The 24,592-nt window shown below is 38.5% G+C and carries 28 protein-coding genes and 1 riboswitch; of the genes, 24 read left to right on the plus strand and 4 right to left on the minus strand.

The annotated features are described in order from the left end of the window. The first annotated feature begins 312 nt into the window (after nt 1-312). Together ACERJO_RS07710 and ACERJO_RS07715 are read left to right on the plus strand one after the other, a co-directional pair. Nucleotides 313-1,011, plus strand: a complete 699-nt coding sequence (locus ACERJO_RS07710) for an ABC transporter ATP-binding protein (protein ID WP_373647126.1) — start codon at nt 313-315, stop codon at nt 1,009-1,011. Further along, entirely contained in the window at nt 1,001-2,269 is a 1,269-nt protein-coding gene (locus ACERJO_RS07715; protein WP_373647127.1) for an ABC transporter permease, read from the plus strand. Before ACERJO_RS07710 ends, ACERJO_RS07715 begins: the two co-directional genes overlap by 11 nt. A 133-nt stretch (nt 2,270-2,402) precedes the next feature. On the opposite strand, the gene ACERJO_RS07720 is transcribed toward ACERJO_RS07715, so the two are convergent. The 3 genes from ACERJO_RS07720 to ACERJO_RS07730 all read right to left on the minus strand — a co-directional run bounded on the left by ACERJO_RS07720 (nt 2,403) and on the right by ACERJO_RS07730 (nt 3,648). After that, nucleotides 2,403-2,807, minus strand: a complete 405-nt coding sequence (locus ACERJO_RS07720; RefSeq protein ID WP_247106252.1) for a secondary thiamine-phosphate synthase enzyme YjbQ — start codon at nt 2,805-2,807, stop codon at nt 2,403-2,405. A gap of 219 nt (nt 2,808-3,026) precedes the next feature. Further along, nucleotides 3,027-3,347, minus strand: coding sequence for a spore coat protein (locus ACERJO_RS07725; protein ID WP_373647128.1), 321 nt, complete (start codon nt 3,345-3,347; stop codon nt 3,027-3,029). A gap of 16 nt (nt 3,348-3,363) precedes the next feature. After that, nucleotides 3,364-3,648: a hypothetical protein gene (locus ACERJO_RS07730; RefSeq protein ID WP_373647129.1), complete on the minus strand. Its 285-nt coding sequence runs from the start codon at nt 3,646-3,648 to the stop codon at nt 3,364-3,366. Nucleotides 3,649-3,829: 181 nt separating this feature from the next. Between ACERJO_RS07730 and ACERJO_RS07735 the strand changes: the two genes are divergently transcribed. The 21 genes from ACERJO_RS07735 (at nt 3,830) to yunB (ending at nt 22,215) form a co-directional block, all read left to right on the plus strand. After that, the gene (locus ACERJO_RS07735) at nt 3,830-4,186 is read left to right on the plus strand and encodes an arsenate reductase family protein (protein ID WP_247106249.1); all 357 of its coding nucleotides are present in this window, start codon (nt 3,830-3,832) and stop codon (nt 4,184-4,186) included. 66 nt (nt 4,187-4,252) lie between these two features. Continuing rightward, on the plus strand, nt 4,253-4,639 hold the full coding sequence (gene gcvH / locus ACERJO_RS07740) for a glycine cleavage system protein GcvH (protein ID WP_247106248.1): 387 nt from the start codon (nt 4,253-4,255) through the stop codon (nt 4,637-4,639). A gap of 174 nt (nt 4,640-4,813) precedes the next feature. Further along, entirely contained in the window at nt 4,814-5,056 is a 243-nt protein-coding gene (locus ACERJO_RS07745; protein WP_247106247.1) for a YusG family protein, read from the plus strand. Between the two features lie 254 nt (nt 5,057-5,310). After that, a riboswitch (SAM riboswitch) is annotated at nt 5,311-5,427 on the plus strand. A gap of 147 nt (nt 5,428-5,574) precedes the next feature. Further along, nucleotides 5,575-6,600: a methionine ABC transporter ATP-binding protein gene (locus ACERJO_RS07750; RefSeq protein ID WP_373647199.1), complete on the plus strand. Its 1,026-nt coding sequence runs from the start codon at nt 5,575-5,577 to the stop codon at nt 6,598-6,600. After that, complete coding sequence (locus ACERJO_RS07755; RefSeq protein ID WP_373647200.1) at nt 6,593-7,258, plus strand: methionine ABC transporter permease; 666 nt, start codon at nt 6,593-6,595, stop codon at nt 7,256-7,258. The genes ACERJO_RS07750 and ACERJO_RS07755 overlap by 8 nt, the downstream gene beginning before the upstream one ends. 17 nt (nt 7,259-7,275) lie before the next feature. Next, nucleotides 7,276-8,097 carry a MetQ/NlpA family ABC transporter substrate-binding protein gene (locus ACERJO_RS07760; protein WP_247106245.1) on the plus strand — a complete coding sequence of 274 codons (822 nt, stop codon included), beginning with the start codon at nt 7,276-7,278 and terminating at the stop codon, nt 8,095-8,097. A 470-nt stretch (nt 8,098-8,567) separates the two neighbouring features. Continuing rightward, the gene (locus ACERJO_RS07765; protein ID WP_274169710.1) at nt 8,568-8,957 is read left to right on the plus strand and encodes a carboxymuconolactone decarboxylase family protein; all 390 of its coding nucleotides are present in this window, start codon (nt 8,568-8,570) and stop codon (nt 8,955-8,957) included. Between the two features lie 276 nt (nt 8,958-9,233). Beyond that, nucleotides 9,234-10,019 (plus strand): Fe-S cluster assembly ATPase SufC, encoded by a 786-nt coding sequence (gene sufC / locus ACERJO_RS07770; RefSeq protein WP_247106304.1) that lies wholly within the window; start codon nt 9,234-9,236, stop codon nt 10,017-10,019. A 37-nt stretch (nt 10,020-10,056) separates the two neighbouring features. Beyond that, the gene (gene sufD, locus ACERJO_RS07775) at nt 10,057-11,364 is read left to right on the plus strand and encodes a Fe-S cluster assembly protein SufD (RefSeq protein WP_373647130.1); all 1,308 of its coding nucleotides are present in this window, start codon (nt 10,057-10,059) and stop codon (nt 11,362-11,364) included. Further along, the gene (locus ACERJO_RS07780; protein WP_373647131.1) at nt 11,364-12,584 is read left to right on the plus strand and encodes a cysteine desulfurase; all 1,221 of its coding nucleotides are present in this window, start codon (nt 11,364-11,366) and stop codon (nt 12,582-12,584) included. Before sufD ends, ACERJO_RS07780 begins: the two co-directional genes overlap by 1 nt. Continuing rightward, a complete protein-coding gene (sufU, locus tag ACERJO_RS07785; RefSeq protein WP_247106242.1) occupies nt 12,574-13,008 on the plus strand; it encodes a Fe-S cluster assembly sulfur transfer protein SufU in 435 nt (144 codons plus the stop codon). Before ACERJO_RS07780 ends, sufU begins: the two co-directional genes overlap by 11 nt. A gap of 30 nt (nt 13,009-13,038) precedes the next feature. Beyond that, nucleotides 13,039-14,436 (plus strand): Fe-S cluster assembly protein SufB, encoded by a 1,398-nt coding sequence (gene sufB / locus ACERJO_RS07790; protein WP_247106241.1) that lies wholly within the window; start codon nt 13,039-13,041, stop codon nt 14,434-14,436. A 198-nt stretch (nt 14,437-14,634) separates the two neighbouring features. Further along, nucleotides 14,635-15,120, plus strand: a complete 486-nt coding sequence (locus tag ACERJO_RS07795) for a hypothetical protein (RefSeq protein WP_373647132.1) — start codon at nt 14,635-14,637, stop codon at nt 15,118-15,120. A gap of 180 nt (nt 15,121-15,300) precedes the next feature. Next, complete coding sequence (locus tag ACERJO_RS07800) at nt 15,301-16,089, plus strand: CPBP family intramembrane glutamic endopeptidase (RefSeq protein ID WP_373647133.1); 789 nt, start codon at nt 15,301-15,303, stop codon at nt 16,087-16,089. A gap of 135 nt (nt 16,090-16,224) precedes the next feature. Beyond that, nucleotides 16,225-17,064, plus strand: coding sequence for a DUF72 domain-containing protein (locus ACERJO_RS07805; protein WP_373647134.1), 840 nt, complete (start codon nt 16,225-16,227; stop codon nt 17,062-17,064). Between the two features lie 22 nt (nt 17,065-17,086). After that, nucleotides 17,087-18,454, plus strand: a complete 1,368-nt coding sequence (locus ACERJO_RS07810) for a bifunctional metallophosphatase/5'-nucleotidase (protein ID WP_373647135.1) — start codon at nt 17,087-17,089, stop codon at nt 18,452-18,454. Between the two features lie 73 nt (nt 18,455-18,527). Beyond that, entirely contained in the window at nt 18,528-18,830 is a 303-nt protein-coding gene (locus tag ACERJO_RS07815) for a YunC family protein (protein WP_247106233.1), read from the plus strand. Between the two features lie 156 nt (nt 18,831-18,986). After that, complete coding sequence (locus tag ACERJO_RS07820; protein ID WP_247106232.1) at nt 18,987-20,087, plus strand: HD-GYP domain-containing protein; 1,101 nt, start codon at nt 18,987-18,989, stop codon at nt 20,085-20,087. A 15-nt stretch (nt 20,088-20,102) separates the two neighbouring features. Further along, nucleotides 20,103-20,897, plus strand: a complete 795-nt coding sequence (locus ACERJO_RS07825; RefSeq protein WP_373647136.1) for a thymidylate synthase — start codon at nt 20,103-20,105, stop codon at nt 20,895-20,897. Then, entirely contained in the window at nt 20,894-21,382 is a 489-nt protein-coding gene (locus tag ACERJO_RS07830; protein ID WP_373647137.1) for a dihydrofolate reductase, read from the plus strand. Before ACERJO_RS07825 ends, ACERJO_RS07830 begins: the two co-directional genes overlap by 4 nt. A gap of 92 nt (nt 21,383-21,474) precedes the next feature. Continuing rightward, complete coding sequence (gene yunB / locus ACERJO_RS07835) at nt 21,475-22,215, plus strand: sporulation protein YunB (protein WP_247106229.1); 741 nt, start codon at nt 21,475-21,477, stop codon at nt 22,213-22,215. Nucleotides 22,216-22,498: 283 nt separating this feature from the next. On the opposite strand, the gene ACERJO_RS07840 is transcribed toward yunB, so the two are convergent. After that, the gene (locus tag ACERJO_RS07840) at nt 22,499-23,497 is read right to left on the minus strand and encodes a M23 family metallopeptidase (RefSeq protein WP_373647138.1); all 999 of its coding nucleotides are present in this window, start codon (nt 23,495-23,497) and stop codon (nt 22,499-22,501) included. A 166-nt stretch (nt 23,498-23,663) separates the two neighbouring features. Between ACERJO_RS07840 and lipA the strand changes: the two genes are divergently transcribed. Next, nucleotides 23,664-24,569, plus strand: a complete 906-nt coding sequence (gene lipA / locus ACERJO_RS07845; RefSeq protein ID WP_247106227.1) for a lipoyl synthase — start codon at nt 23,664-23,666, stop codon at nt 24,567-24,569. Nucleotides 24,570-24,592: the final 23 nt, after the last annotated feature.

Consider the following 24,592-nt stretch of genomic DNA (forward strand, 5'->3'; position numbering starts at 1 on the left):
AGCCTGTCGACAAAGACTCGCAAAAGCGTGACAGTCGACAGGCTTTTTTTGAGTAGTTGCCACAATAAGGCGCTTCGACCTCGCTCCCGGGATGGGAGGTACGCTTTGAATATAGGAAAAATAGAAATTCCCTGGTCTGAAACCTACATTTCATTGAGAAATATAGGTTTTTTATTTTAAAGGTTGTAACTTCTTCATCGTTCATCTTTGAAAAATATATTGACAAAAATACTATTTGTTATTAGAGTATTATCTGTATTACATTATATAATACAGATGATACGATACGATTTAAGAAAAAGGAGTGCTACGATGATCGAGATAAATAATCTATCTTTTTCCTACAAAGTAGGAAAAGGAACTAAAAAACAGGATATTCATGTATTGGAAAGAAACACCTTTACTATTAATGATGGAGAGATGGTTTCAATTGTTGGACGAAGTGGTTCTGGTAAATCAACGTTGTTAAGCTTGTTGGCAGGATTTATGCCTTTAAGTGAAGGAAGTATTCGTTTTGATGGACGTGAAGTAATGACGTTTTCTGAGAAAGAATGGGCTCTATTCCGATTGGAGCATATTGGGTTTGTCTTTCAAAATTTTCAACTGATTTCGAGTGCAACGGTTTTTGATAATGTCGAGTTACCATTGATTTTAAAAGGTGTCAGTATGAAGGAAAGAAAGAAGCGAGTAATTGACATATTACAAGAGGTTGGCTTAAAAGATCATCAAAAACATTTCCCAAACGAGCTTTCAGGTGGTCAGCAGCAGCGAGTAGGGATTGCACGTGCCATTATTACGAACCCAAAATATGTGTTTGCTGATGAACCAACAGGAAGTTTAGATACAAATACAGAGCGGGAAGTTTTAGCTATATTAAAGAAGCTCAATCAAGAACGAAAGATGACGTTTGTGATGATTACTCATGATGAGGAAGTGGCGGCAATTGCAGATCGCACCCTTGTTTTAGAAGATGGTGAGCTTCAATCAGGGGGGGAACAGCATGCAATTTAATGATCAGTTTCAGTATGTAAAACGGAATATGGGGAAAAACCGATTGCGTTTATTTATGACGGTACTAGCTACAACGATGGGATGTGCGTTCTTAATTGTTCTTGCTTCAGTCGGTTTTGGGCTGCAAAATTCGATTGTTGATGAGTTTATGCAGCATCAATTAATGAATGAAATTTCGATTTATGGTAGAGAGGAAGATGAAGATTGGAAGGCAGTAGAGGAGAGTGATATAGAGGAAATTCATCAGCTTGAACATATTAAGGCGATAGTGACTCGAAGTAACGTTCAATATCCGGTGGATGTCTCGATTGATTCTTATTCGGGAGAAATGACTACAAGGTTGACGAATTTCGAAGAAGAAGAGAAATCGGGTTTTTCTTTGGCAGATGGACGCTTTCCTGAACAGGAAAATGAAATCATTGTTGGTTACCATACCCATGAAATGTTATACGATTCAGATGAAAACGAAGAACCTACTTCTTATCAGAGTAGCGTATTAAATGAGACCGTTACAATAACCGTTTACGATTGGGAAGAGGATATTAGATATGAAGAGAAGTTCGTTATTGTAGGTATAGGAGCGGAGCCTGAGCAGGAATGGAGACATGATTCATCAGTATATATATCTGATTCCATATCAGAAAAGGAAATCCTTCTTTCTGAAGAAATAGACGGTGAAGTGTATTCATATGGATTGGACCAGGTAAGTGTATACGCAACTGATGCTCAACAAGTTGAAGGCCTATCTAATTCGTTAAAGGATAAAGGGTTTATAATTGATTCAGTCAGTGAACGTATTAATGGAATGTCGTTATTTTTTACAGCTTTGAAAACGGGATTAATCATTGTAGGGACAGTAGCGGTCGTTATAGCTTCGATTGGAATCTTTAATACGATGACAATGGCGGTAACAGAGCGAACGCAAGAAATTGGGATAATGAAAGCGATTGGAGCTGACCCGACTGTAATTAGGAGATTATTTTTAATGGAAAGTGCGATTATAGGCATATTAGGTGTAGTCATTGGTGTGATTATTTCTTACGCAATTAGCTTTGCTGTTAATTGGATCATTCCAAGAGTACTCGTGGAAGTAACAGAAACCCCTGAATTTATGGATGTGACGTTTTCTGCGATTCCGATTCAGCTTGTTGCCATTGCAGCATTTATTAGTTTGTCGGTAGCCATTGTGTCAGGAATACGTCCAGCTAAGAAAGCAACAAAAATCCATGTGCTATCGGCATTAAGAAGAGAAGCATAGATTAATTTGAGGTGAACTAAAGTAAAGTACTCCTCTAACATGTATGAGTGCACTGAAAAAGTTTGTGCTTTAACTTTTTCAGTGCACTTTTGTGTATGTTCTTTTGCTTAAATTTTTAATTGTGGATACTCACTCATCTAGCAGAAATGGCTTTTAAAGCGCATTTTCGTTGGCGAGGCCCATCAAACTCACAAAAATAGACTCCTTGCCATGTTCCGAGCAGTAATTGCCCATTTGAGACAATAATCGTTTGAGAGTGACCGACCGTACTTGTCTTTAGGTGAGAAGCAGTGTTTCCTTCCATATGACGATCCTTTGGGTGGTTCCATGGGTATACTTCATCTAGTCTCATAAGCATGTCTGTCTTTACATCAGGATCGGCATTTTCATTAACAGTAATTCCTGCTGTTGTATGTAAAGAGTTAACGATAATGATACCATCCTGAAAGTTAATGGACCTGATCCAGTCTTGTATTCTGTGCGTGATTTCAACCATTTGGTCACGAGCTTCTGTTTGAATATGTAGCGTGGTTTCCATTTTCTTCTCTCCTTTCGGTTATACTTAAGTCATATCAAAAGAAAAGCTTGCTTTCAAGTGGGGAATGATATTTCTCGGGAAATATCGACAACGCCAATGTGTGATTATAAAGGGCACTAAAAAAATGTGGCTTATAACCATGTCCTCTGACGTTACCTTCTTATTATTTAGAAAAAGGTCTGTCCAAAGGATCGAATCCTAGGACAGACCTTTCACTTTTTATTGATAAGGGAATTGTGATTGGTATCCCGAAAATTGCTGGTATGCTTCTGAAAGCTTTTGTTGCTCAGCTGGTTCTAACGCATAAAATCCTTTTTTGAACATGATAGTATAAATATCACGTTGACAATTTTGGGTTTCGTTATAAATGGTAGAAATGTCTTGATAAAGCTGATCGTGACTTAATTCATTTAATGCAACCGTATAGGCGTTAGACATATATTTTTCCGTTGCTAATTGATCATTTATAAAGTCGCGTTCAGACATTTGTGGTGTTTTTGGTACTTGCAGTTCAGGATTTTTAATTTTTTGTTGATTCATTTATTGGCCCTCCCTATTATTGAACCGGTATAGATTGCTGTTGATTTTGATTCGCATTCAAGTGAGTTAGTATTTTTTCGTAATGGCGTTGATGCATGGATCCGGCGTTTTCAAGGGCTTGAATAATGTCTTGGTCTTGACATTGCTGAGCGAAGAAATGAGCCTTTTTCATCGCAATTAAATTCCATGAAAGCATGTCTGTTAAATACAATTGATCCTTTGTTGAAATAATCGCTGGTGGTTGCTGCATAATAGCTTGATTTTGCTGGTTTTGTTGGTTTGAGATTTGTGTTTGCTGCATGTTGATCCTCCTTTGGGAATGCTGCATATCATGAAGCGTATCCAGTGGATACACACTTAGTTTTAAGAAAATGGCAATAGTCTATTCTAGTGAGAAGTTGTTAATAATGAAACATATTGGTTGTGGTTTTACATAAATTAAGCAATACTAAGGATGAATAAATGAGAAAGGAATGTTTGTGATGGCAATAACTTTTTATCATTATCCAAAGTGTGGAACTTGTCGAAAAGCTAAAAAATGGTTAGAGGAAAAAGGGATAGAAGTGAATGATGTACATATTGTCGAAAATCCACCGACTAAAGAAGAACTAAAAATCATGGTGGAAAATAGTGGACTAGAAATAAAGAAATTTTTTAATACAAGTGGAAAGAAATATCGTGAACTAAATGTAAAAGAGAAATTACCAACAATGACAGAAGATGAAGCGTTAGAATTGCTTGCTTCTGATGGAATGTTAATTAAGCGCCCGTTAACGACTGATCAAAAGAAAGTGACGGTTGGTTTTAAGGAAGACTTATTTGAACAAAATTGGAAATAAGTTGTTTTTCTTTTCAACAGCATCACGTTATACTAAAGAGCATAGATGAAAAGTAGGAGGTTAACCATGAGTCAATTACCAAAAGAGCTAACGTATTCGAAAGAGCACGTATGGGTGAAGAAAGAGAATGGTCAAGTTCGAATTGGGGTCACTCATTTTGCGCAGGAAGAGTTAGGGGATATTGTATTTGCTGAATTGCCTGAAGTGGGTGATGAACTGACAGCTAATGAGCCATTTGGGAATGTAGAGTCAGTGAAAACGGTTTCGGAGTTGTATGCTCCAATTAGTGGACAAGTCGTTGAAGTAAATGCAAATTTAGATGATTCACCAGAGCTTGTCAATGAATCTCCATACGAAAAAGCATGGATGCTTATTATCAAGCCAAGTAAAGAAGCGGAGCTAGATGAGCTTATGCAAGCGGAACAATATGAGGAAATGATTAGTCAAGAGTAGAAATGAACAATACAGAGGTTTCAAAGGATCTAGGTTAAATCTTTTGGAACCTCTTTTTTATATGAATTCGGAAGCACAGCCGACGTTTTTTAAATGATTTGCTTTTCGTTATGATAAGTTAGCTTACTCTGGGGAAGCTATACGTAACTTTTGTATATATAAGGAGGTGCTTACGTGGAATTGGAATTTGTGAAGATTGATGTGACCAGTCAAGTGAAAGGTAAGTATGAAGATGGGAAGCTTAGCTTATACATGGGGGAAGCCAAGATTGGTCAAGTAATGGAAACAAACCAAGGCCTGCAGCATGAAATGGCTGAAGGTTTTGAATTTGACGCAGATAAAATATACAGATATGAAAATAAAAAGCCTAACGATGTTCAATCCTATGTAGAAAATTGTGATGAGGGCTGGTGCTAATTGTTCGCTTGATACAAGAAACTCACTTCATATCAGGTTTTTTAAAGGAGACAACGGTTTCTCTCATTGTATTTAATAGGCACTGATAAGGTTAAAAACCTTTATTAGTGCCTTCGTAATCCCTTATGGGTCATTAACATGTAAGGCTATTCACAAAATTGGCAAGAAATACTGATCAGCATTCATTGACAGCTGATTTTTTCCTATGCTATTATTCATAGGAGCTAAAAGATTAGTATTTTCATATAGTAAAACTCTTATTGCGAGAGGCGGAGGGACTGGCCCTACGATGCCCAGCAACCGATAAGGTGATAAATCATCTTATTAGGTGCTAAATCCTGCAAAGTGTTTACCACTTTGAAAGATGAGAGGAAGGACGAATGTATCATCCTTTCTGTCACGCACAGGAAGGATTTTTTTATTTTTAATAAATACGGTCTTTATATAAAGTATTATAAGAGGTTGTTCAAAAAGGGTGGCTATACCTTTTGATTGACCTCGAAGGGAAGTGGTTTTCGATGATTTCATTAAAAGGGATCAAGAAACGTTTTAATACGAAAAATGGACCCGTTCAAGCAGTGGACGGTGTCGATTTAACGATAGAGGAAGGTGAAATATTTGGTGTGATTGGCTATAGTGGAGCAGGTAAGAGCACACTGATCCGCATGCTAAATATGTTGGAAAGACCGACAGAAGGTAATGTCATTGTTGGAGAGCGTGATTTGTCCACTCTATCAGCAAAAGAATTGCGAAAGGCGCGTCAAGAAATTGGCATGATCTTTCAGCACTTTAACCTTCTATGGTCACGTACCGTACGAGGAAATATCGCTTTTCCTCTGGAAATTGCAGGTGTCGATAGAGCGCGAAGGAAAGAGCGAGTCGATAAATTAATCGAGCTTGTTGGACTTGAAGGTCGTGGAGATAGTTATCCTTCCCAATTGAGCGGTGGTCAAAAGCAACGTGTCGGCATCGCACGAGCATTAGCCAACAATCCAAGTGTGCTTTTGTGCGATGAAGCCACATCTGCTCTTGATCCGAAAACGACAGACTCGATTTTAGAGCTATTAGTTGATATTAATCAGAAGCTTGGTTTAACCATTATTTTAATTACTCATGAGATGCATGTGATTCGAAAAATTTGTCATCGGGTTGCCGTCATGGAAGAAGGACAAATTGTTGAAATGGGTCCTGTTCTAGACGTTTTTCGAAGACCACAGCAGAAAATGACAAAAGAATTTGTTAAACAAATTACCGAGCCAGAAGAGACCGTTGAGGCTTTAGCTTCCTTGGCGAGTGAACCAAATAGCCGAATGGTTCAATTAACGTTTGTTGGTGATGAAACAGAAAGCCCGCTTATTACGGAATTAATTCGAGCTTTTGATATTGAAGTAAACATTGTACAAGGTAAGATTACAAAGATTCAAAATGGTTCATATGGGACGTTGTTTGTTTCACTTAAAGGGGAAGAGCACATAATCAATGATGCGATTGCCTTCATCAAAGAGAAGAAGGTTGATGTGGAGGTGATCAAGAATGATGAATGATCTTCTTGAGGAAATTAAAGTCGATCAATTATGGGAAGCAACTGTTGAAACAATTTACATGACAACGATCTCCGTTGCCGTTACATTTGTATTGGGAATCATACTTGGTCTTATATTATATGTGACGAGTAAGGGTGGCTTATGGGAGAATGCCATTATCCATTTTGTTTTTAGTACGATTGTCAATGTATTTCGATCAATTCCATTCATAATTTTACTTGTGCTTCTCATTCCATTTACAAGGGCAATGGTTGGGACGATGTTAGGTGCAAATGCAGCTTTGCCTGCGTTAATTATTGGTGCTGCACCTTTTTACGCTCGAATGGTAGAAATTGCTCTTAGGGAAATTGATAAAGGGGTTATTGAGGCTTCACAAGCAATGGGCGCGTCCTCTTTCACGATCGTTCGCAAAGTATTAATTCCAGAGGCGATGCCAGCTTTGATCTCAGGCATAACGGTTACAGCGATTGCTCTCGTTAGTTATACGGCAATGGCAGGTGTTATTGCTGCTGGAGGACTTGGTCACTTGGCTTATTTAGAAGGGTTTCAACGTAATAATAGTATGATTACATTGGTGGCAACAGTAGCCATCCTGATTATTGTCTTTATCATTCAATGGATCGGGGACTACTTTACACATAAAACAGACAAAAGATAAGAGTGGGGGAAAGAAAGATGAAAAAAGTAGCGGGTTTAATTGCAGCATTAGGATTATCAGTTACATTAGCAGCATGTGGAAATGGAGCAGATGAGGATTCGTTAGAAACGTTACGTGTCGGTGCGTCAGCTGTGCCACATACGGAAATATTAGAGGCTGCGGCTCCTATATTGGAGGAGAAAGGGATTGAGCTAGATATTACAACCTTTTCTGATTATATTCTGCCTAATGAAGCGTTACTGGAAAATGAAATTGATGTAAATTATTTTCAAACACCTGGGTATTTAGCTTCGCAAATGGATGAAAATGAGGCATATGATTTTGTTAGTATTGGTGAAATACATTATGAGCCAATTGGTGTGTATTCAAAAGAATATAGTAGTTTAGATGAACTTCCAGATGGTGCAACGATTATTATAAGTGATTCGATTAGTGACCATGGACGTATTTTACCGATTTTTGAGCGCGCTGGTTTAATTGAGCTTAATATTGAAGATGGCGAGCTTGCACGTGTGGAAAACATCGTATCGAATCCGAAAGACTTAAAATTTGATGAATATCAAGTCGAAGCAAGAATGTTAGCACCTTCATTTGAAAATGACGAAGGTGATGCGGTCGTTATCAATACGAACTATGCCCTTGAAGGTGGAGTTGATATTGATGCTTATGGAATTGCTTTCGAGGGTGAGGATGTTCTCCAGCCAAACCTATTAGTTGTTCGTGAAGGTAATGAAGAGGGTGAATTAGTTCAAGCCTTGTATGAAGTGTTAACTTCAGAGGAAATTCGCGAATTTATTTATGAACAATACGATGGAGCGGTTATTCCTGTTCAAAACTAAATCAATAGACACTAGAAATGAAGCCACTGAAAAAGCTAATTTGTACTTTTTCAGTGGCTTTGTAATTCCCACATTTTTTTGAGAAGATCGGACTTTTTCAATGGCCTAGCGGTAGCGGTCTTTTCTTCATTAAGTTGTGCTGCGACTTGATGGAACGTCATTCCGTTATTTCCTTTATACTGACTTTATTCCGGTTATTACGGATCCTCGTTCCGCTATTTGGCCATTTACGCTTCGTTTTGCTCTTCTTTTGGCATATTAGCGGAATGACGTTCCGTTTCTAATGCAAAAGTAGAATATTTGTCTATTTAACGGAATGAGGTTCCGCATGGCACAAGGAAAAGATCGTTTTCTTTTCGAGGGTCCTTTTTCAGAGGCCTTCCACATTCATTTTCTGGTACTTCTTTCGTATATCATACAACCTCCCTGTAAATAATACAGATGTTTAAAAGACTAGGAGGGATGATAAAATGGATCAGCAACAACAGCAGGACCAACAGGATCAAAGTCCAATTCAAATGGCGTTACAAGATTATAAAGAAGGAATAGGTGTATTTACGAAAAAAATGCCTACGATAGCGAAGAAATATAATGCATTTACAGAAGCATGCTTTGAAAAAGGCACGCTCTCGAAGAAGGAAAAACAGTTAATCGCCTTAGGGATTAGTATTTTTTCTCAAGATGAATATTGTATTATTTATCATACAAAAGGATGTTTAGATGAAGGATGCAAAGAGGATGAAATATTAGAAACGGTTGGTGTTTCAGCAGCATTTGGTGGTGGTGCAGCTATGAGCCAAGCAGTCACACTTGTTCAAGAAGCAATGAAAGAGCTAGGAGATAGCCAGCCTGTACAGTAAGAAATAGAAAAATAAGAGGATTCGATTTCGCTTGTGTTTACATTTTATGATAAAATAAAACAGAGTAGTGCCATCGGTGCTACTCTCTTTTCAATGTTTATAATAATAAAAAGATAAGGTGACAAGTTAAGATCAGTTGAGGGTGAATTCTTGAATTTTATCTAGATTTGTTATAAGATTGTAATGAGAATAAATTGAGAATCAATGAACAACAATCAATTACTTTTACTCGCTAACAATAACGAATTAGCGAAATACATTGGAGGTATGAGAATTATGTCAGCACCATTTTTGAAGATTGAAAATTTGCAAGTGTCTATTGAGGGAAAAGAAATCTTAAAAGATTTCAACCTTGAAATTAAAGGTGGCGAAATTCACGCTATCATGGGTCCAAACGGTACAGGTAAATCTACTCTTGCATCGGCTATTATGGGACATCCTAAGTATGAAATTACAAGTGGATCTGTTCATATGAACGGAGAAGATGTGCTAGAGATGGAAGTGGACGAGCGTGCTCAAGCAGGTTTGTTTTTAGCGATGCAATATCCAAGTGAAATTAGTGGGATTACGAATTCTGATTTCTTACGTTCCGCGATTAATTCGAAGCGTGAAGAAGGTGACGAAATTTCTTTAATGAAATTCATTCGTAAACTAGATGAAAAGATGGGTTTACTTGAAATGGATGAATCTTTCTCACACCGTTATTTAAATGAAGGATTTTCTGGTGGGGAGAAGAAGCGTAATGAAATTCTCCAACTGTTAATGCTAGAGCCACAAATTGCGATCCTTGATGAAATTGACTCAGGTTTAGATATTGACGCTTTAAAAGTCGTTTCAAAAGGTGTTAATGATATGCGTGGAGAAGAATTCGGCTGTTTAATTATTACACACTATCAACGTCTACTGAATTACATTAAGCCTGATAAGGTTCACGTGATGATGCAAGGTCGAATTGTCAAGTCTGGTGGATATGAATTAGCTGAACGTTTAGAGGCTGAAGGTTATGACTGGATTAAGACTGAGCTTGGCATTGAAGACGAGCGTGTGAATCAAGAAGCGTAAGAGATTGAAGAAATATACGTAAAAGGTGGGTATATGTATGTCAGTAGAGACGAAAATATTGATCGGAAAAGATCAAGTTCAGGCATTCTCTAAGAAGAGAAAGGAACCTCAATGGCTTGAGGAACTTCGTTTGAAAGGGTTAGAGCTTTCAGAAAAAACAGCTCTACCAAAGCCAGAAAAAACAAATATTAAAAATTGGAGCTTTCAAAAGGCTATATTTGATTTAGCTGAAAAAGAGGTTGTTTCAACCGTTAATGAGCTGCCAGTTACTATAAAAGAACTTATAGATGAGGAAGCGAAGGAGCAAAATCTTCTCGTTCAACAAGATACGACAGCAGTATTTAAAAAGGTTTCGGATGAATTAGCTAATAAGGGTGTCATCTTCACAGACCTTCAAACAGCGGCCCAAGAGCATGCAGATAAATTGAAGCCATATTTCTTCGGTGAAGCTGTGAAGGCGGAAGAGAACCTACTTCTTGCACAACATGTATCGACCGTAAACGGTGGTGTGTTTATTTATGTTCCTCGCAATGTACATGTAGAAGTACCGTTACAAGCGATTTTTTCATTTGAGACAGCTGAGGCTTCATATAACAACCATGTAGTCGTAGTCGCTGAAGAGAACAGTACGGTGACATATGTTGAAAACTATGCTACACAGACAAACAGGGAAATGGTTGCGAATATTGTTGCAGAGGTATATGCAAAGCAAGGAGCGAAGGTAGCATTCGGTGCAGTTGATCATTTAAGCAGCAACGTGACAACCTATGTTGTTCGTAGAGGCCATGTTGAAAAGGATGCACGTATTGATTGGGCGCTAGGTCAAATGAATGATGGTGATACGATTTCTGAAAATACAACTCACCTTGTAGGAGACGGATCATGGACAGATACAAAGACTGTTTCCATTGGTCGTGGAGATCAAAAGCAGAATTTCACCACACAAATTTTCCATCATGGTAAGCATTCTGAAGGGCATATCCTAAAGCATGGTGTTATGCGTGAAGCTGCAACTTCGATCTTTAATGGTATTACGAAGATTGAACACGGTGCAACAAAATCAAATGGTGTTCAAACAGAGCGTGTTTTAATGTTAAGTGAAAAAGCACGTGGAGATGCCAACCCGATTTTATTAATTGATGAGGATGATGTAACAGCAGGCCACGCTGCTTCAGTTGGGCAGGTAGATCCACTCCAAATGTTCTACTTAATGAGTCGTGGTATTTCTCGTCAAGAAGCAGAGCGTCTTGTCATTCATGGCTTCTTAGCACCAGTTGTAGAACAGCTTCCGATTGAATCAGTAAAGCTACGCTTAAGAGAAGCAATTGAAGGGAAAGTTAAATAATGAATGCAAAAGAGATTAAGCAGCTGTTCCCGATACTGAACCAGGAAGTAAACGGCCACCCACTTGTTTACTTAGACAGCGCAGCAACATCTCAGAAGCCTGTTCAAGTCATCGAAGCGCTCGATCGCTATTACCGTGAGTATAACTCAAATGTTCACCGTGGCGTGCACACGCTCGGTACTCATGCAACGGATGGCTATGAAGGTGCACGTGAAAAAGTGCGTTCATTTATTAACGCTTCTTCAACTGCTGAGGTTATATTTACAAGAGGCACGACGACGGCGATTAACATGGTCGCTTCAAGCTATGGCAGGAGTCAATTAACGGAAGGCGATGAAATTGTCATTACCCCGATGGAGCACCATAGCAATATTATTCCATGGCAGCAGGTTGCTAAAGCAACTGGAGCGACGTTGAAATACGTGAAGCTCCATGCTGATGGCACAATTGATTTAAATGATCTTGAGGAAGTTATCACGACGAATACGAAGATCGTTTCTGTTATGCACGTATCGAATGTGTTAGGTGTTGTAAATCCTGTAAAAGAAATAGCTGAAATGGCCCACCGAAAAGATGCTATAATGATTGTAGATGGCGCACAAAGTGCACCACATTTAAATGTCGACGTACAAGATTTAAACTGTGACTTTTTCGCCTTCTCTGCGCATAAAATGTGTGGGCCGACTGGCATAGGAGTTCTTTATGGAAAGAAAGAGCTGCTAGAGAAGATGGAGCCAATTGAATTCGGTGGAGAAATGATTGATTTCGTTGGCCTACAGGATTCGACTTGGAAGGAGCTACCTTGGAAATTTGAAGGAGGCACACCAATAATTGCGGGAGCGATTGGATTAGGTGCAGCCATTGACTTTCTAGAGGAAATTGGTCTTGATGAGATTGCGCGACATGATCATGAGCTAGCTCAATATGCAGCAGAGCGTTTAACAGATATTGAAGGAATGGCCATTTACGGTCCGAAGCAACGTACAGGGCTTGTTACATTTAATATCGATGATGTGCATCCGCATGATGTTGCGACAGTACTAGATACGGAAGGGATTGCGGTTCGTGCAGGTCACCATTGTGCTCAACCATTAATGAAATGGTTAGATGTCACAGCAACAGCACGTGCGAGCTTCTATTTGTATAATACAAAAGAGGACATTGATGCACTTGTAGCAGGCTTAGTGAAAGCAAAGGAGTATTTTGGAGATGTCTTCTAATCTTGATACACTTTATAGACAGGTCATCATGGATCACTATAAAAACCCACGCAACCGTGGTGAATTTGATGGTGAGGCTGTAACAGTTAATATGAATAACCCAACATGTGGAGATCGTATTCAACTTCAGTTATTAATTGAAGACGGTAAGGTGAAAGATGCGAAATTCGAAGGTGAGGGTTGTTCGATTAGTCTCGCTTCTGCTTCGATGATGACACAGGCTGTAAAAGGCTTGGAGACAGAAGAGGCAGTAGCCATGGCTGATCTATTCTCTAACATGATGCTTGGCAATGAATATGATGAAGAGCGTTTTGACCTTGGTGACATTGAGGCACTGCAAGGAGTTACAAAATTCCCAGCACGTATTAAATGTGCAACTCTTGCTTGGAAAGCAATGGAAAAGGGAATAGAAGATAATAAGTAGTGTTTGATTATAAAATAAGGAGGGTTCAACATGGCGAAAAAAATGCCAGAAATCGGGGAATATAAATATGGATTTTCGGATCGTGACGTATCGATTTTTCGTTCAAAACGTGGTTTGACAAAAGAAATTGTTGAAGAAATTTCCCGAATGAAAGACGAACCACAATGGATGTTAGATTTCCGTTTGAAATCGTTAGAAACGTTCTACAGTATGCCAATGCCACAATGGGGCGGCGACTTAGGTGAGCTAAATTTTGATGATATTACGTACTATGTTAAGCCTTCAGAGAAGTCTGAGAAATCATGGGATGAAGTACCAGAGGAAATTAAGAATACTTTTGACAAACTTGGGATTCCAGAAGCGGAGCAAAAGTATTTAGCTGGGGTTTCAGCTCAATACGAATCAGAGGTTGTTTACCATAATATGAAGGAAGATCTTACAGAGCAAGGTATTCTTTTCACAGATACGGATACGGCCCTTAAAGAGCATGAGGACATTTTCAGAGAGCACTTTGGAAAAACAATTCCTCCTTCTGATAATAAGTTTGCGGCTTTAAACTCTGCAGTTTGGTCAGGTGGATCGTTCATTTACGTACCAAAAGGTGTGAAAACAGATACACCATTACAAGCTTACTTCCGAATTAACTCAGAAAACATGGGGCAATTTGAGCGTACGTTAATCATTGCTGATGAAGACAGCTCCGTTCACTATGTAGAAGGGTGTACAGCTCCTGTTTATTCAACAAACTCCCTTCATAGTGCGGTTGTCGAGATTATCGTTAAGAAGGATGCGTATTGCCGCTATACAACGATTCAAAACTGGGCACCAAATATTTACAATCTTGTAACGAAGCGCGCGGTTGCTGATGCAGGTGCAACAATGGAATGGGTTGACGGTAATATCGGTTCGAAGCTAACGATGAAATATCCAGCTGTTATTATGCGCGGTGAGGGAGCAAAAGGTACGATCCTTTCGATTGCGATTGCTGGTAAAGGCCAACATCAAGATGCTGGCGCGAAGGTCCATCATTTAGCACCGAATTGTTCATCGACGATTGTATCGAAGTCGATTTCCAAGCATGGTGGTAAAGTAACATACCGTGGAATTTGTCACTTTGGTCGTAAGTCAGAAGGTTCGAAGGCGAAGATCGAGTGTGACACGCTTATTATGGATAATGAATCAACTTCAGATACCATTCCATATAATGAAATTTTAAATAACAACATCACACTTGAGCATGAAGCGACGGTTTCAAAAGTATCAGAGGATCAATTATTCTATTTAATGAGCCGTGGTATTCCTGAGCAAGAAGCAGTTGAGATGATTGTAATGGGCTTCATTGAGCCATTTACGAAAGAACTTCCGATGGAATATGCGGTTGAGATGAATCGCCTGATTTCATTTGAGATGGAAGGTTCTATTGGATAACTTGTGATCGGTTCGTCACTATTAAAGAAATGCTTGATTAAGGATAATCCCTTATCAAGCATTTTTTTTGATAAAATACATAATGGAGAATGTAATGACAACTTTTTTCAAATAGTGTTATAAAAGATGAAAGGGAAAACCTTATCAAATGCTACAGCATATGCTAATCGTATCAATATGAGATACGGAGCGAAGTCTATGCTTTCAAAAAAACGTTCAAAAAGATATAGGTTTAGAGAGCCCATTCTCGATCATAATGGAGATGTGACAAAGGAAAGTATAAATGAACTTCAAACAAAATTAAATAAGGTTAATAATGGTGAGAAACTTGCACTAAGCTCTGCTGAATCAAAAGTTCTTACGGGGGTTTGGGTGCAATTTGTCGGAACCTTTATTGAAGCAATGGGCACAACGGAAGAACTCCAAGAGTTGAAAGAGGAAGAGGATCAAGAAGCTATTTTGCTTGAGCGTCAAGCGGTAGTAGCTATATGGTTACAAACAATTGGTTCAGGTTTATCGGCTTTTGGCTATAGTCTTGAAGTTTCTAGAGACGAAGAGAAAGAAATTCAAGGGAGAAAACTAGGTATCATTGGTTCGTGGTTTGAAGCGTATGGTTTAGCGGTAGAAGCTATTGTCGAGACAGCCTTATTGAAAGCTGATATTGAAGAGCAAGTCCCGTTTTAATTTGAAGATGTCTAAAGAAAAATATAGGTTTTGTAAAGGTTGAATGTTTAGGTTGTGTAGTCATCATGATGCTGTTATGTTTAATTCTATAGGCATGGCTCTACCTTAGATATGGTTATTGCCTCATATTATGTTAAAAACAAAAAGCAATCAAATAGATATGAGATGAGGCGAATGATGATGAACAATCTTTATAGAATTTGCGTGTTCCTTTTTCTAGTTGTGTTAAGCTATGTTCCATTTGTATTGAATGAAGTTTTGTTTGTAATTGTTGTCATTCTCTTCTTTCCACTTACCCATTATTTAGTTCGCTTAGTAGGTTATGGTGGACTAAATCAGTTAGGACTGCGATTTCACAAGAGGTGGGGTAGGAATCTTGCTTTAGGATTTATAGTAGGTTTATCCTTCAATTTAGTTTTATTTGTAGTGATTTATCTATTCATGGGTAATCGAATTCAGGGAGTAATCTCTGTTAATGAGATGTTGGTCGTGATCGTTTTTGCCCTTGTTACAACTAGTTATACTGCTTTTGCTGAAGAATTATTAATGAGAGGATTTATATATCGGAGCTTACAAGGTCTATTCACAATCAAGTTCATATTGCTATTTTCAATAGTATTGTTTGTTGCGTATCATTTGCCAAACTGGGGCTTACCGCTCCCTTATTGGATTAGGTATGCGTTAATGGGAGCGGTTTTTTTTATCGTCATGTGGAAATCAGGTTCATTATGGATGAGTATAGGTCTTCATTGGGGTGGTAATTTTATGTTTTATCTTCTGCTCACAAGCCATGGATTATTTCCATTATCGACTGTTCTTTTTACTCAGGATAGCTTAAAAGGGTGGCTTGGAGTAGTGGCCGCATTGCTCTTGTTAATTACGATCTTAACACATTTTAAATTATGTAAAAGAGAGAATCGTGTATGTCTCGTTTTGGATGGCCGTACTGAAATGAAGAAATATCAGTGAACGGTGTCTTAAAGCAAGGTTATTTGAGGGCACTGAAAAAGTTTGGTTTTTAACTTTTTTGGCACCCTTTGTTTTGAATAGGAATGGTATGATAGGAGTATTCAATTTTTATGTTAATACAGGAGGAGCATGACAATGATTTATATTGGCCTTGCTGGTTGGGGAGACCACTATTCATTGTATAAAGGTGAAACAGGGGCAAAGCTGCAAACGTATGCAGGGCATTTTCCTATTGTTGAGTTGGATTCAGCTTTTTATGCGATTCAACCGAAGCGAAATATGGATAAGTGGGTGGCCGAAACTCCTGAGCGTTTTCAATTCATCGTCAAGGCTTATCAAGGGATGACAGGACACCAGAAGGGATGCGACCCTTATGAAACAAAAGAAGAAATGTTTGAGGCGTTTCGCTTATCGATTGAACCATTACAGAAAGCTGGTAAGCTAGCGATGGTGCTTTGTCAATTCCCACCTTGGTTTGATTGTAAAAAGGAGCATGTTCAATACTTACGGTATATGAAGCAAGAGCTTCGCGATTTGCCAGCTGCTTTAGAATTTCGTAATCAAACATGGTTTACCGAGGAGATGAAAGAAAGGACATTAGCATTTATGCGTCAAGAGAAGTGGATACATAGTATTTGTGACGAACCACAAGCTGGAATTGGCTCCATCCCAACTGTTGTTGCAAGTACACATAATGAAAAGACGTTAATTCGGATGCATGGTCGTAATGTTCACGGATGGAATGATCCTGGAAATGGGAAGTGGCGCGACGTGCGTTATTTGTATCGCTATCGAACAGAAGAATTAGAAGAGTGGGCTCATTTTACGAAGCAACTCAACTCGAAGGATGTGTATGTTGTATTTAATAATAACTCTGGTGGAGATGCAGCAGATAATGCGGCGCAATTTATAGATATGCTACATATTGAGTACGAAGGGCTAGCACCAAAACAGCTTGATCTCTTTGGTGAGTAATAGGTAAATTGGAGAGGGTAAGATGAAAGAAAAACAAGTACGTCTTTTTCATACGAATGATATACATAGTGGATTTAATTATTGGTCAGGCATAGTTGCTCATATAAAAGCAAATCGCGATTCTAATACATTGTATTTGGATATAGGTGACCATGCAGATCGAAGTCACCCAATTACTGAGGCTACGCTAGGAAAAGGAAATGTGACATTATTAAACGAATCTGGAGTCGATTATGCAACTATTGGAAATAATGAAGGGATCACATTTTCATATGAACAGTTAAATGAGATGTATAACCAGTCTCATTTTCAAGTGTTATTAGCCAATCTAGTTGACCAATCTAACCGAAATCCTAATTGGTGTAAACCTTATGATATTTGTACATTAGAGAATGGTGTGAAGGTTGGTTTTATTGGCGTAACTGCACCATTTGAACTTTTTTATGGACAATTAGGTTGGAAGGTTCTCCCCCCAATTGAAGCTATATTAAAATGGTTGCCTATTTTACAAGAGGAAGCAGATGTAATTGTACTTTTATCTCATTTAGGATTACGATCTGATCGTGAGCTTGCTAAAAGCATTGAAGGACTTGATGTGATTATAGGTGGGCATACACATCATGTGCTAGAAGAAGGAGAAGTCATCAATGAAACATTAATTGCACAAGCAGGAAAGCATGGTGCCTATCTAGGCGAGGTGGACCTTGTCCTTGATTTTGATCAGCATACGATTGTTAGCAAACGCGCGTGCCTTCACCCTGGTCAGAATCTGTTAACAACAGATGATAAGTCTGATGCTTGTCTAGAGAATTTAGCAGAACAGGCACAGCAACAATTAGTACAAGTTGTCACGACTTTGCCGAACAGTTATGAAGTCAATTGGTTTGAGGAAACAGAAATCGTAACGAGACTATGTGAGGCATTAGCCAAATGGTGTGGACAGACGATAGGGATGATTAATGCGGGAGTTATTTTACATTCTTTAAGAAGTGGTAATATTTCTAAGGCAGACATTTTAAGTGCTTGTCCCCACCCCATTAATCCTTGTGTTGTTCAACTGTCAGGAAAGGCACTTAAAGAAGTGATCATACGTGGGGAATCAAATGAAATACAAGAATTAGCGTTAAAGGGCTTTGGTTTTCGGGGAGAAATATTAGGTAAAACCATCTTTACAGGCTTATCGTATGACTGCGAGTTAGGTGAGGTTCATTCAATTGAAGTTCATGGAGAACCGTTAAATGCTCATGACATTTATTCCATTGCAACTTTGGATATGTACACCTTTGGCCATTTGTTCCCAGCGATCTCAGAAGCGAAGGAGAAGGTTTATTTCATGCCAGAAGTCTTAAGAGATGTATTTGAAGTAGCTTTGAAGGAAATTGGGTCTTAGTAATGCTCACATAAGTAGATGATCATTCATACCGTACTATAGAACGTGATATGAATGAAAGGATGTGGGTCTTATGCTAGAGATGACACCCATTCAAATTAATGATCAGACGTTTATTGCTGTGACGCTAAAGCTTCCTAAAACTAATTTCATGGCTGTGACGAATGATGTCGGATATATTATGTGTGGTGCATTAGATGTTGCTTTATTAAATGATAAATTAAAGGATCGAAAAATTGTGGCAGGGCGTGCTGTCGGGGTTCGAACAATTGAACAATTATTGGAAGCTCCACTTGAATCTGTGACATTAGAAGCGGAACAGCTTGGAATTACTACTGGTGAAATAGGGAGAGAAGCCCTATTGAAAATGAAATAAACGTCGAAAAGTGTAAGAGGATGGAATTTTATCGTTATTTCCTTGCGCTTTTCTTTTTTTTTCGTCAAATACTTTCCTAAAACTAAGGACGAGTAGACTAGAAATGATGTAAACTAAAGAATGAATAATGGTAAAATATAAAAGGGGTAGTACATCATGAGACTAGTTTCTACTCAGGCAGTAACAGAAGGGGATATTTTAGCTAAAACGATACATAATGATAATGGACAAGTTCTCCTTCAAGAGGGCATTTCTTTGTCTAGTCGAATGATTGGTCGTTTACATGAACTCGGTATTTCGTTTATATATATAAAGGATGATCGAACGGCTGATATTGAAATTGAAGAGACGATACAACGAGAGACAAAACAAAAAGCAATCAAAACAATAAAAAAAGAATTTCGTGTTGTTTCAGAAAAATCGACATTAAACAAAGCGTTCAGTAGTCCGCAAATGAATAAACATTTTAGCAAAGTTATTGATGAAATATTAAATGATTTAAACAGCCATAAACAAGCATTATCGATTTTATCTGATGTCATCACATATGATAACTATGTTTTTACTCATTCCTTAAATGTAACGGTTTATACGTTGAGGCTTGCTCTTGAATTAGACTATAATGAGAAGCAGCTTAAAGAGATTGGACTTGGAGCGATCCTACATGATGTGGGGAAAATGATGATCCCGATAGAAATATTGAATAAGCCTGGTAAATTAACGGATGAAGAATTTAGTATGATTAAAGCTCATACGAATGAAGGCTTTGAGTATTTGCGTAAGCAACATGATGTGCCTTTGCTTGCTGCTCATTGTGCGTTTCAACATCACGAACGTCTAGATGGATCTGGATATCCACGAGGAATTCAACGTAATGAAATACACGAGTATGCAAAGCTGATTGCTATTGCAGATGTATTTGATGCCATTACATCACAACGAGTCTATCGTCAAGCAATGCTACCAAATGAGGCATTGGAATTATTGTATGCAGGAGCTGGTACTCAGTTTGACCGAAGTTTGGTTGAAGCTTTTAGGAGTGTGGTTGCATTGTATCCAGAAGGGCTTTCTGTTACGCTGAGTGATGGCAGAGAAGGTATTGTCGTTAAGCAAAATCAAAATTTAACGACGCACCCGGTCGTGCGTATTATAAGAGAAAATGGATGTGATCTTCAAGGTTGTTATGATCTGGATTTAGCGAAACGATTAGATGTGACGATTGTGAAGATTGAATCGATATTAGCAAACACTGTTTAGTGAGGGGATCAATCGATGGAGCAATATTTAAATTTATGTAAGCATGTACTGGAAATAGGAAATGAAAAATCAGATCGAACTGGAACTGGAACGATCAGTACATTTGGATACCAAATGAGGTTTGACTTGGAAAAGGGTTTTCCGTTGTTAACGACTAAAAAGCTACACTTGCGTTCCATCATTCACGAATTATTATGGTTTTTAAAGGGCGATACGAATATTGAGTATTTACAGGAGAATGGTGTTCGAATTTGGAATGAATGGGCGGATGAAAAAGGAAACCTAGGTCCAGTCTATGGGAAGCAATGGCGATCATGGCAAGGGGCAAATGGTAAGACTGTAGATCAAATTAGTGAGGCCATTGACCAAATTAAAAATAACCCTGATTCAAGACGGATCATTGTTAATGCTTGGAATGTGGCTGAGATCGATGAAATGGCGTTAGCGCCTTGTCATTGTTTGTTTCAATTTTATGTTAATGATGGGAAGCTATCATGTCAGTTATATCAGCGAAGTGCAGATATTTTCTTAGGTGTACCTTTTAATATTGCCTCATATGCTCTTTTGACGATGATGATGGCTCAAGTTACTGGATTGAAACCTGGTGAATTTGTACATACATTTGGCGATGCACATATTTACTTAAATCATATAGATCAAGTTAAATTGCAATTAACACGTGATACGCGAACATTACCTAGAATGGAGATTAATCCAGAGAGAGAATCCATTTTTGATTTTGAGTTTGATGACTTCAAATTAGTTGGATATGATCCACATCCGCATATTAAAGGAGCTGTTTCGGTATGATTTCCTTTATTTTTGCGATGGATCAAAATCGAGCAATAGGCTATCAAAATGATTTACCGTGGCATCTTCCTAATGATCTAGCCTTCTTTAAACGTGTGACGACAGGACATACAATTGTAATGGGGAGAAAAACATATGAATCCATTGGTCGTCCATTACCTAAACGTCGAAACATCATCATTACTCGTAATGATTCATTTGTAGCTGAAGGTTGTGAAGTGGTTCATACGAAAGAGGAGCTTCAACGGCTGACATCTCAAGAAAATGAAGTGTTTATTATTGGAGGAACAGAAATCTTTAACCTTTTCTGGGATGTTGTTGATCGACTATATGTCACCTATATTGATGATGTATTTAAAGCAGATACATATTTCCCAAATATCAATCCGCAAGAGTGGCACTTGAAATCTACTGAAAAAGGTAAGGTTGATGAAAAAAATAAATATTCACATGAATTTCGATTATATGAGCGCATTCGCAATTAAGTATTCTTTTCGTTAATTGGCTTTGTACCTTATTTTTTTATCAAGCTAGGCCCCCTTTTTGCATATAGATTACGCAAAGGGGGTTTTTGAGCGTGAGAGCACCAAGAACAATACGACCAAGGACACGTAAAGGCCCACTGCCGTTTCGGTATGTCCTTCTTTTGTCTTTTGTTATTTTTATTATATTAACCGTTCAAGGCCTTTGGATTGTAGATCAGGGGATTCGACCAACGCTCATTCATATAGCGACTACGGAAACAAAGGTCATTGCAACTAAAGCCATTAGTGATGCTGTTAATTCACGAATTACAGAAGAATTAAATCAAGAGGACTTATTTATTCAGGAGTATGGAGAGGATGGAACGATTCGATCCATTCAATTTAATACGCAAATTTATAACCAAGTTGTACAAGAATCGCAGCAGCTTGTGCAAAACCACTTAAAAGCGATTGAGAGAGGTGAGGTTTTCTTACCTAGTTATAATGATGAAATAGATGGAGAGGGTGGAATTGTTTACCGTATTCCGTTAGGTCAAGCAACTAAAAATGTGTTATTGGCTCAATTAGGGCCGCAAATTCCTGTGCGGTTCTCAGCTATTGGAGATGTACAAACAGATTTGGATGCTCAAGTCATTAATACAGGAATTAATAATACGACCATTCAAGTGAATTTTCATATAGAAGTCGATGTGAAAATTGTTATTCCATTTGCGACAAACACAGAGGCTGTTAGTACGACGATTCCTATTGGTTTAGTGACAATTCCGGGAGAAGTTCCAGATGTATATTCAAGTGGTGGTGGACTTGTCATTCCATCTGATATTTCTAATTAGTAAGAGAGGGTTAAAGGTTTATTTTGGAGAGCACTGAAAAAGTTAAAAAACTAGAGGTCACTGAAAAAGTCCTTTCTAGTAACTCAAGGAAGAGTAATGGCTCCGCTCGTTGCGCGCCTTGCTATGAGAAACCCACTCATTGCAAGGCTTTCAAAATCGGGCAACGGCTACGCACATTACTTCAAAGCCACTGAAAAAGTTAAAACCAAACTTTTTCAGTGGCCTCAAAAAACTAAACTTTTTCAGTGCTCTTCTATTTTTACCTTTTCCTCCTCGTGCCTTCTTACCGATTACGTCGAGATTCCCTCTCCCAGCTTTTCAATGATGGATAAGGGTCAAACGACCATTCGGTGTAACCGTTGTCTCGATACATACCATAGTGAAGGTGTGGAGGGAATTTTCCTTGGGTACCTGGTTTTCCGTAACCTGAGCTTCCGCAATAACCGATGACATCACCTGGAGCAACGACCTTGCCTTTTGCAATCCCTTTTTCAAAACCGCTTAAATGCGCATAGTAATGATACACATTATTTAAGTCGCGAATTCCAATTCTCCAACCACCGAACTTATTCCAACCTTTTATCTCGACGATACCGTAAGCGGTCGCTAAAATCGGTACGTTGTAATTGGCAAAAATGTCTGTTCCTTCGTGTATTCGCCTTCCTCCCCATCCTCTACGATCTCCCCATGTATTATTATAACTATAATTGTGATGATGGGGCATTGGAAAGGAATGATCATCAAGGTCTAAAGAATTGAATTGTTGGTACACTTTTGCATGACCAAAAGGAATATTAACGGATTGCACACGATTGTATCGCTCCCATAATGCGATTTTGAAATCAGTTTCAGTGACACCGTATCCTTCTAAATAATGCGCAAATGTATAGAGTACGTCCTCATCATCTTCTCGATCCGCTTTCCCATCTCCATTACCATCAAGCCCGACACCATCAAAGAACTGAATAGAAGTAGGATTCGTATCTTGACGATTGGGGTTCGTAGCTCCCGACCATTCTTCCTCTGAAAAATAAATGGCTATAAACCCATCTTCATTAGGACGATCTTTTTGTGACCTTCTCAAGCCTCGCTCAAATGTATCAACAGCTGCTAAGTAGTACCAAGGAACATTTGTAATGGCCTCGGTTTTAACATATAAAGCCATTCGATTTTCATACATGTCCTCAGTGGACAAATCGTTTGTCTCTTTGGCAAGACCAGCTAGAGGGGATGAAACGAGAATAAAGCACGTTATAATGAGAATATATTTTGCAATAGTCATACAATGCTCCTTTCTTGCCACTCTACTAGTCATTAGTGTGTTAAAATAATGAAAAATCATCATAGTGAATCATTGGTAATTAATTCGCATCGTTTGGTCATTTACGAAAAATCATGGTAAAGTATAAGATATGAGAAATATGCAAGCTTGGATGGAGTGAATAGAAATGGCAAAGAAGGAAGAGCATCTTCGAAAGCCGGAATGGCTTAAAATAAAATTAAATACGAATGAATCCTATACAGGCTTGAAGAAAATGATGCGCGAAAAGAAATTACATACCGTTTGTGAAGAAGCGCGTTGTCCAAATATTCATGAATGCTGGGCAGTTCGTAAAACGGCGACATTTATGATCTTAGGAGATATTTGTACTCGTGCTTGTCGTTTTTGCGCAGTGAAAACAGGTTTACCTACAGAGTTAGATTTACAGGAGCCTGAGCGAGTTGCAGAATCAGTTGAACAGATGGGATTAAAGCACGTCGTTATTACGGCGGTTGCACGTGATGATTTAAAAGACGGTGGAGCTGCTGTCTTTGCAGATACAGTACGTGCAATTCGAAAGCGTAATCCATTTTGTACGATTGAAGTATTGCCGTCAGATATGCTTGGAAACCTCGATAGCTTAAGGACTTTAATGGATGCACGGCCGAATATTATGAATCATAATATAGAAACAGTACGTAGGCTAACGCCAAGAGTTCGTGCTCGAGCAACGTATGAGCGAACGTTAGAATTCTTAAAACGTGCAAAGGAAATCCATGAAGATATCCCAACAAAATCAAGCTTAATGATTGGACTTGGTGAAACGAAGGAAGAAATAATCGACACGATGGATGACCTTCGTGCAGTGGATGTTGATATTATGACGATTGGTCAGTATTTACAGCCTACTAAGAAACATTTAAAAGTACAGAAGTACTATCATCCAGATGAATTTGCAGAGTTGAAAGAAATAGCACTTAGCAAAGGGTTCAGTCATTGTGAAGCGGGCCCTCTTGTCAGGTCGTCTTATCATGCTGATGAACAAGTGAATGAAGCACAAGTACGTAAAGAGGCTATGAAGGTTCAAAACTAAAGAGAAAAGAAGGGTTGTCCTGT

This window comes from Halalkalibacter sp. AB-rgal2, from assembly GCF_041821005.1.
In the GTDB taxonomy this organism is placed as follows: Bacteria; Bacillota; Bacilli; order Bacillales; family Bacillaceae_D; genus Halalkalibacter.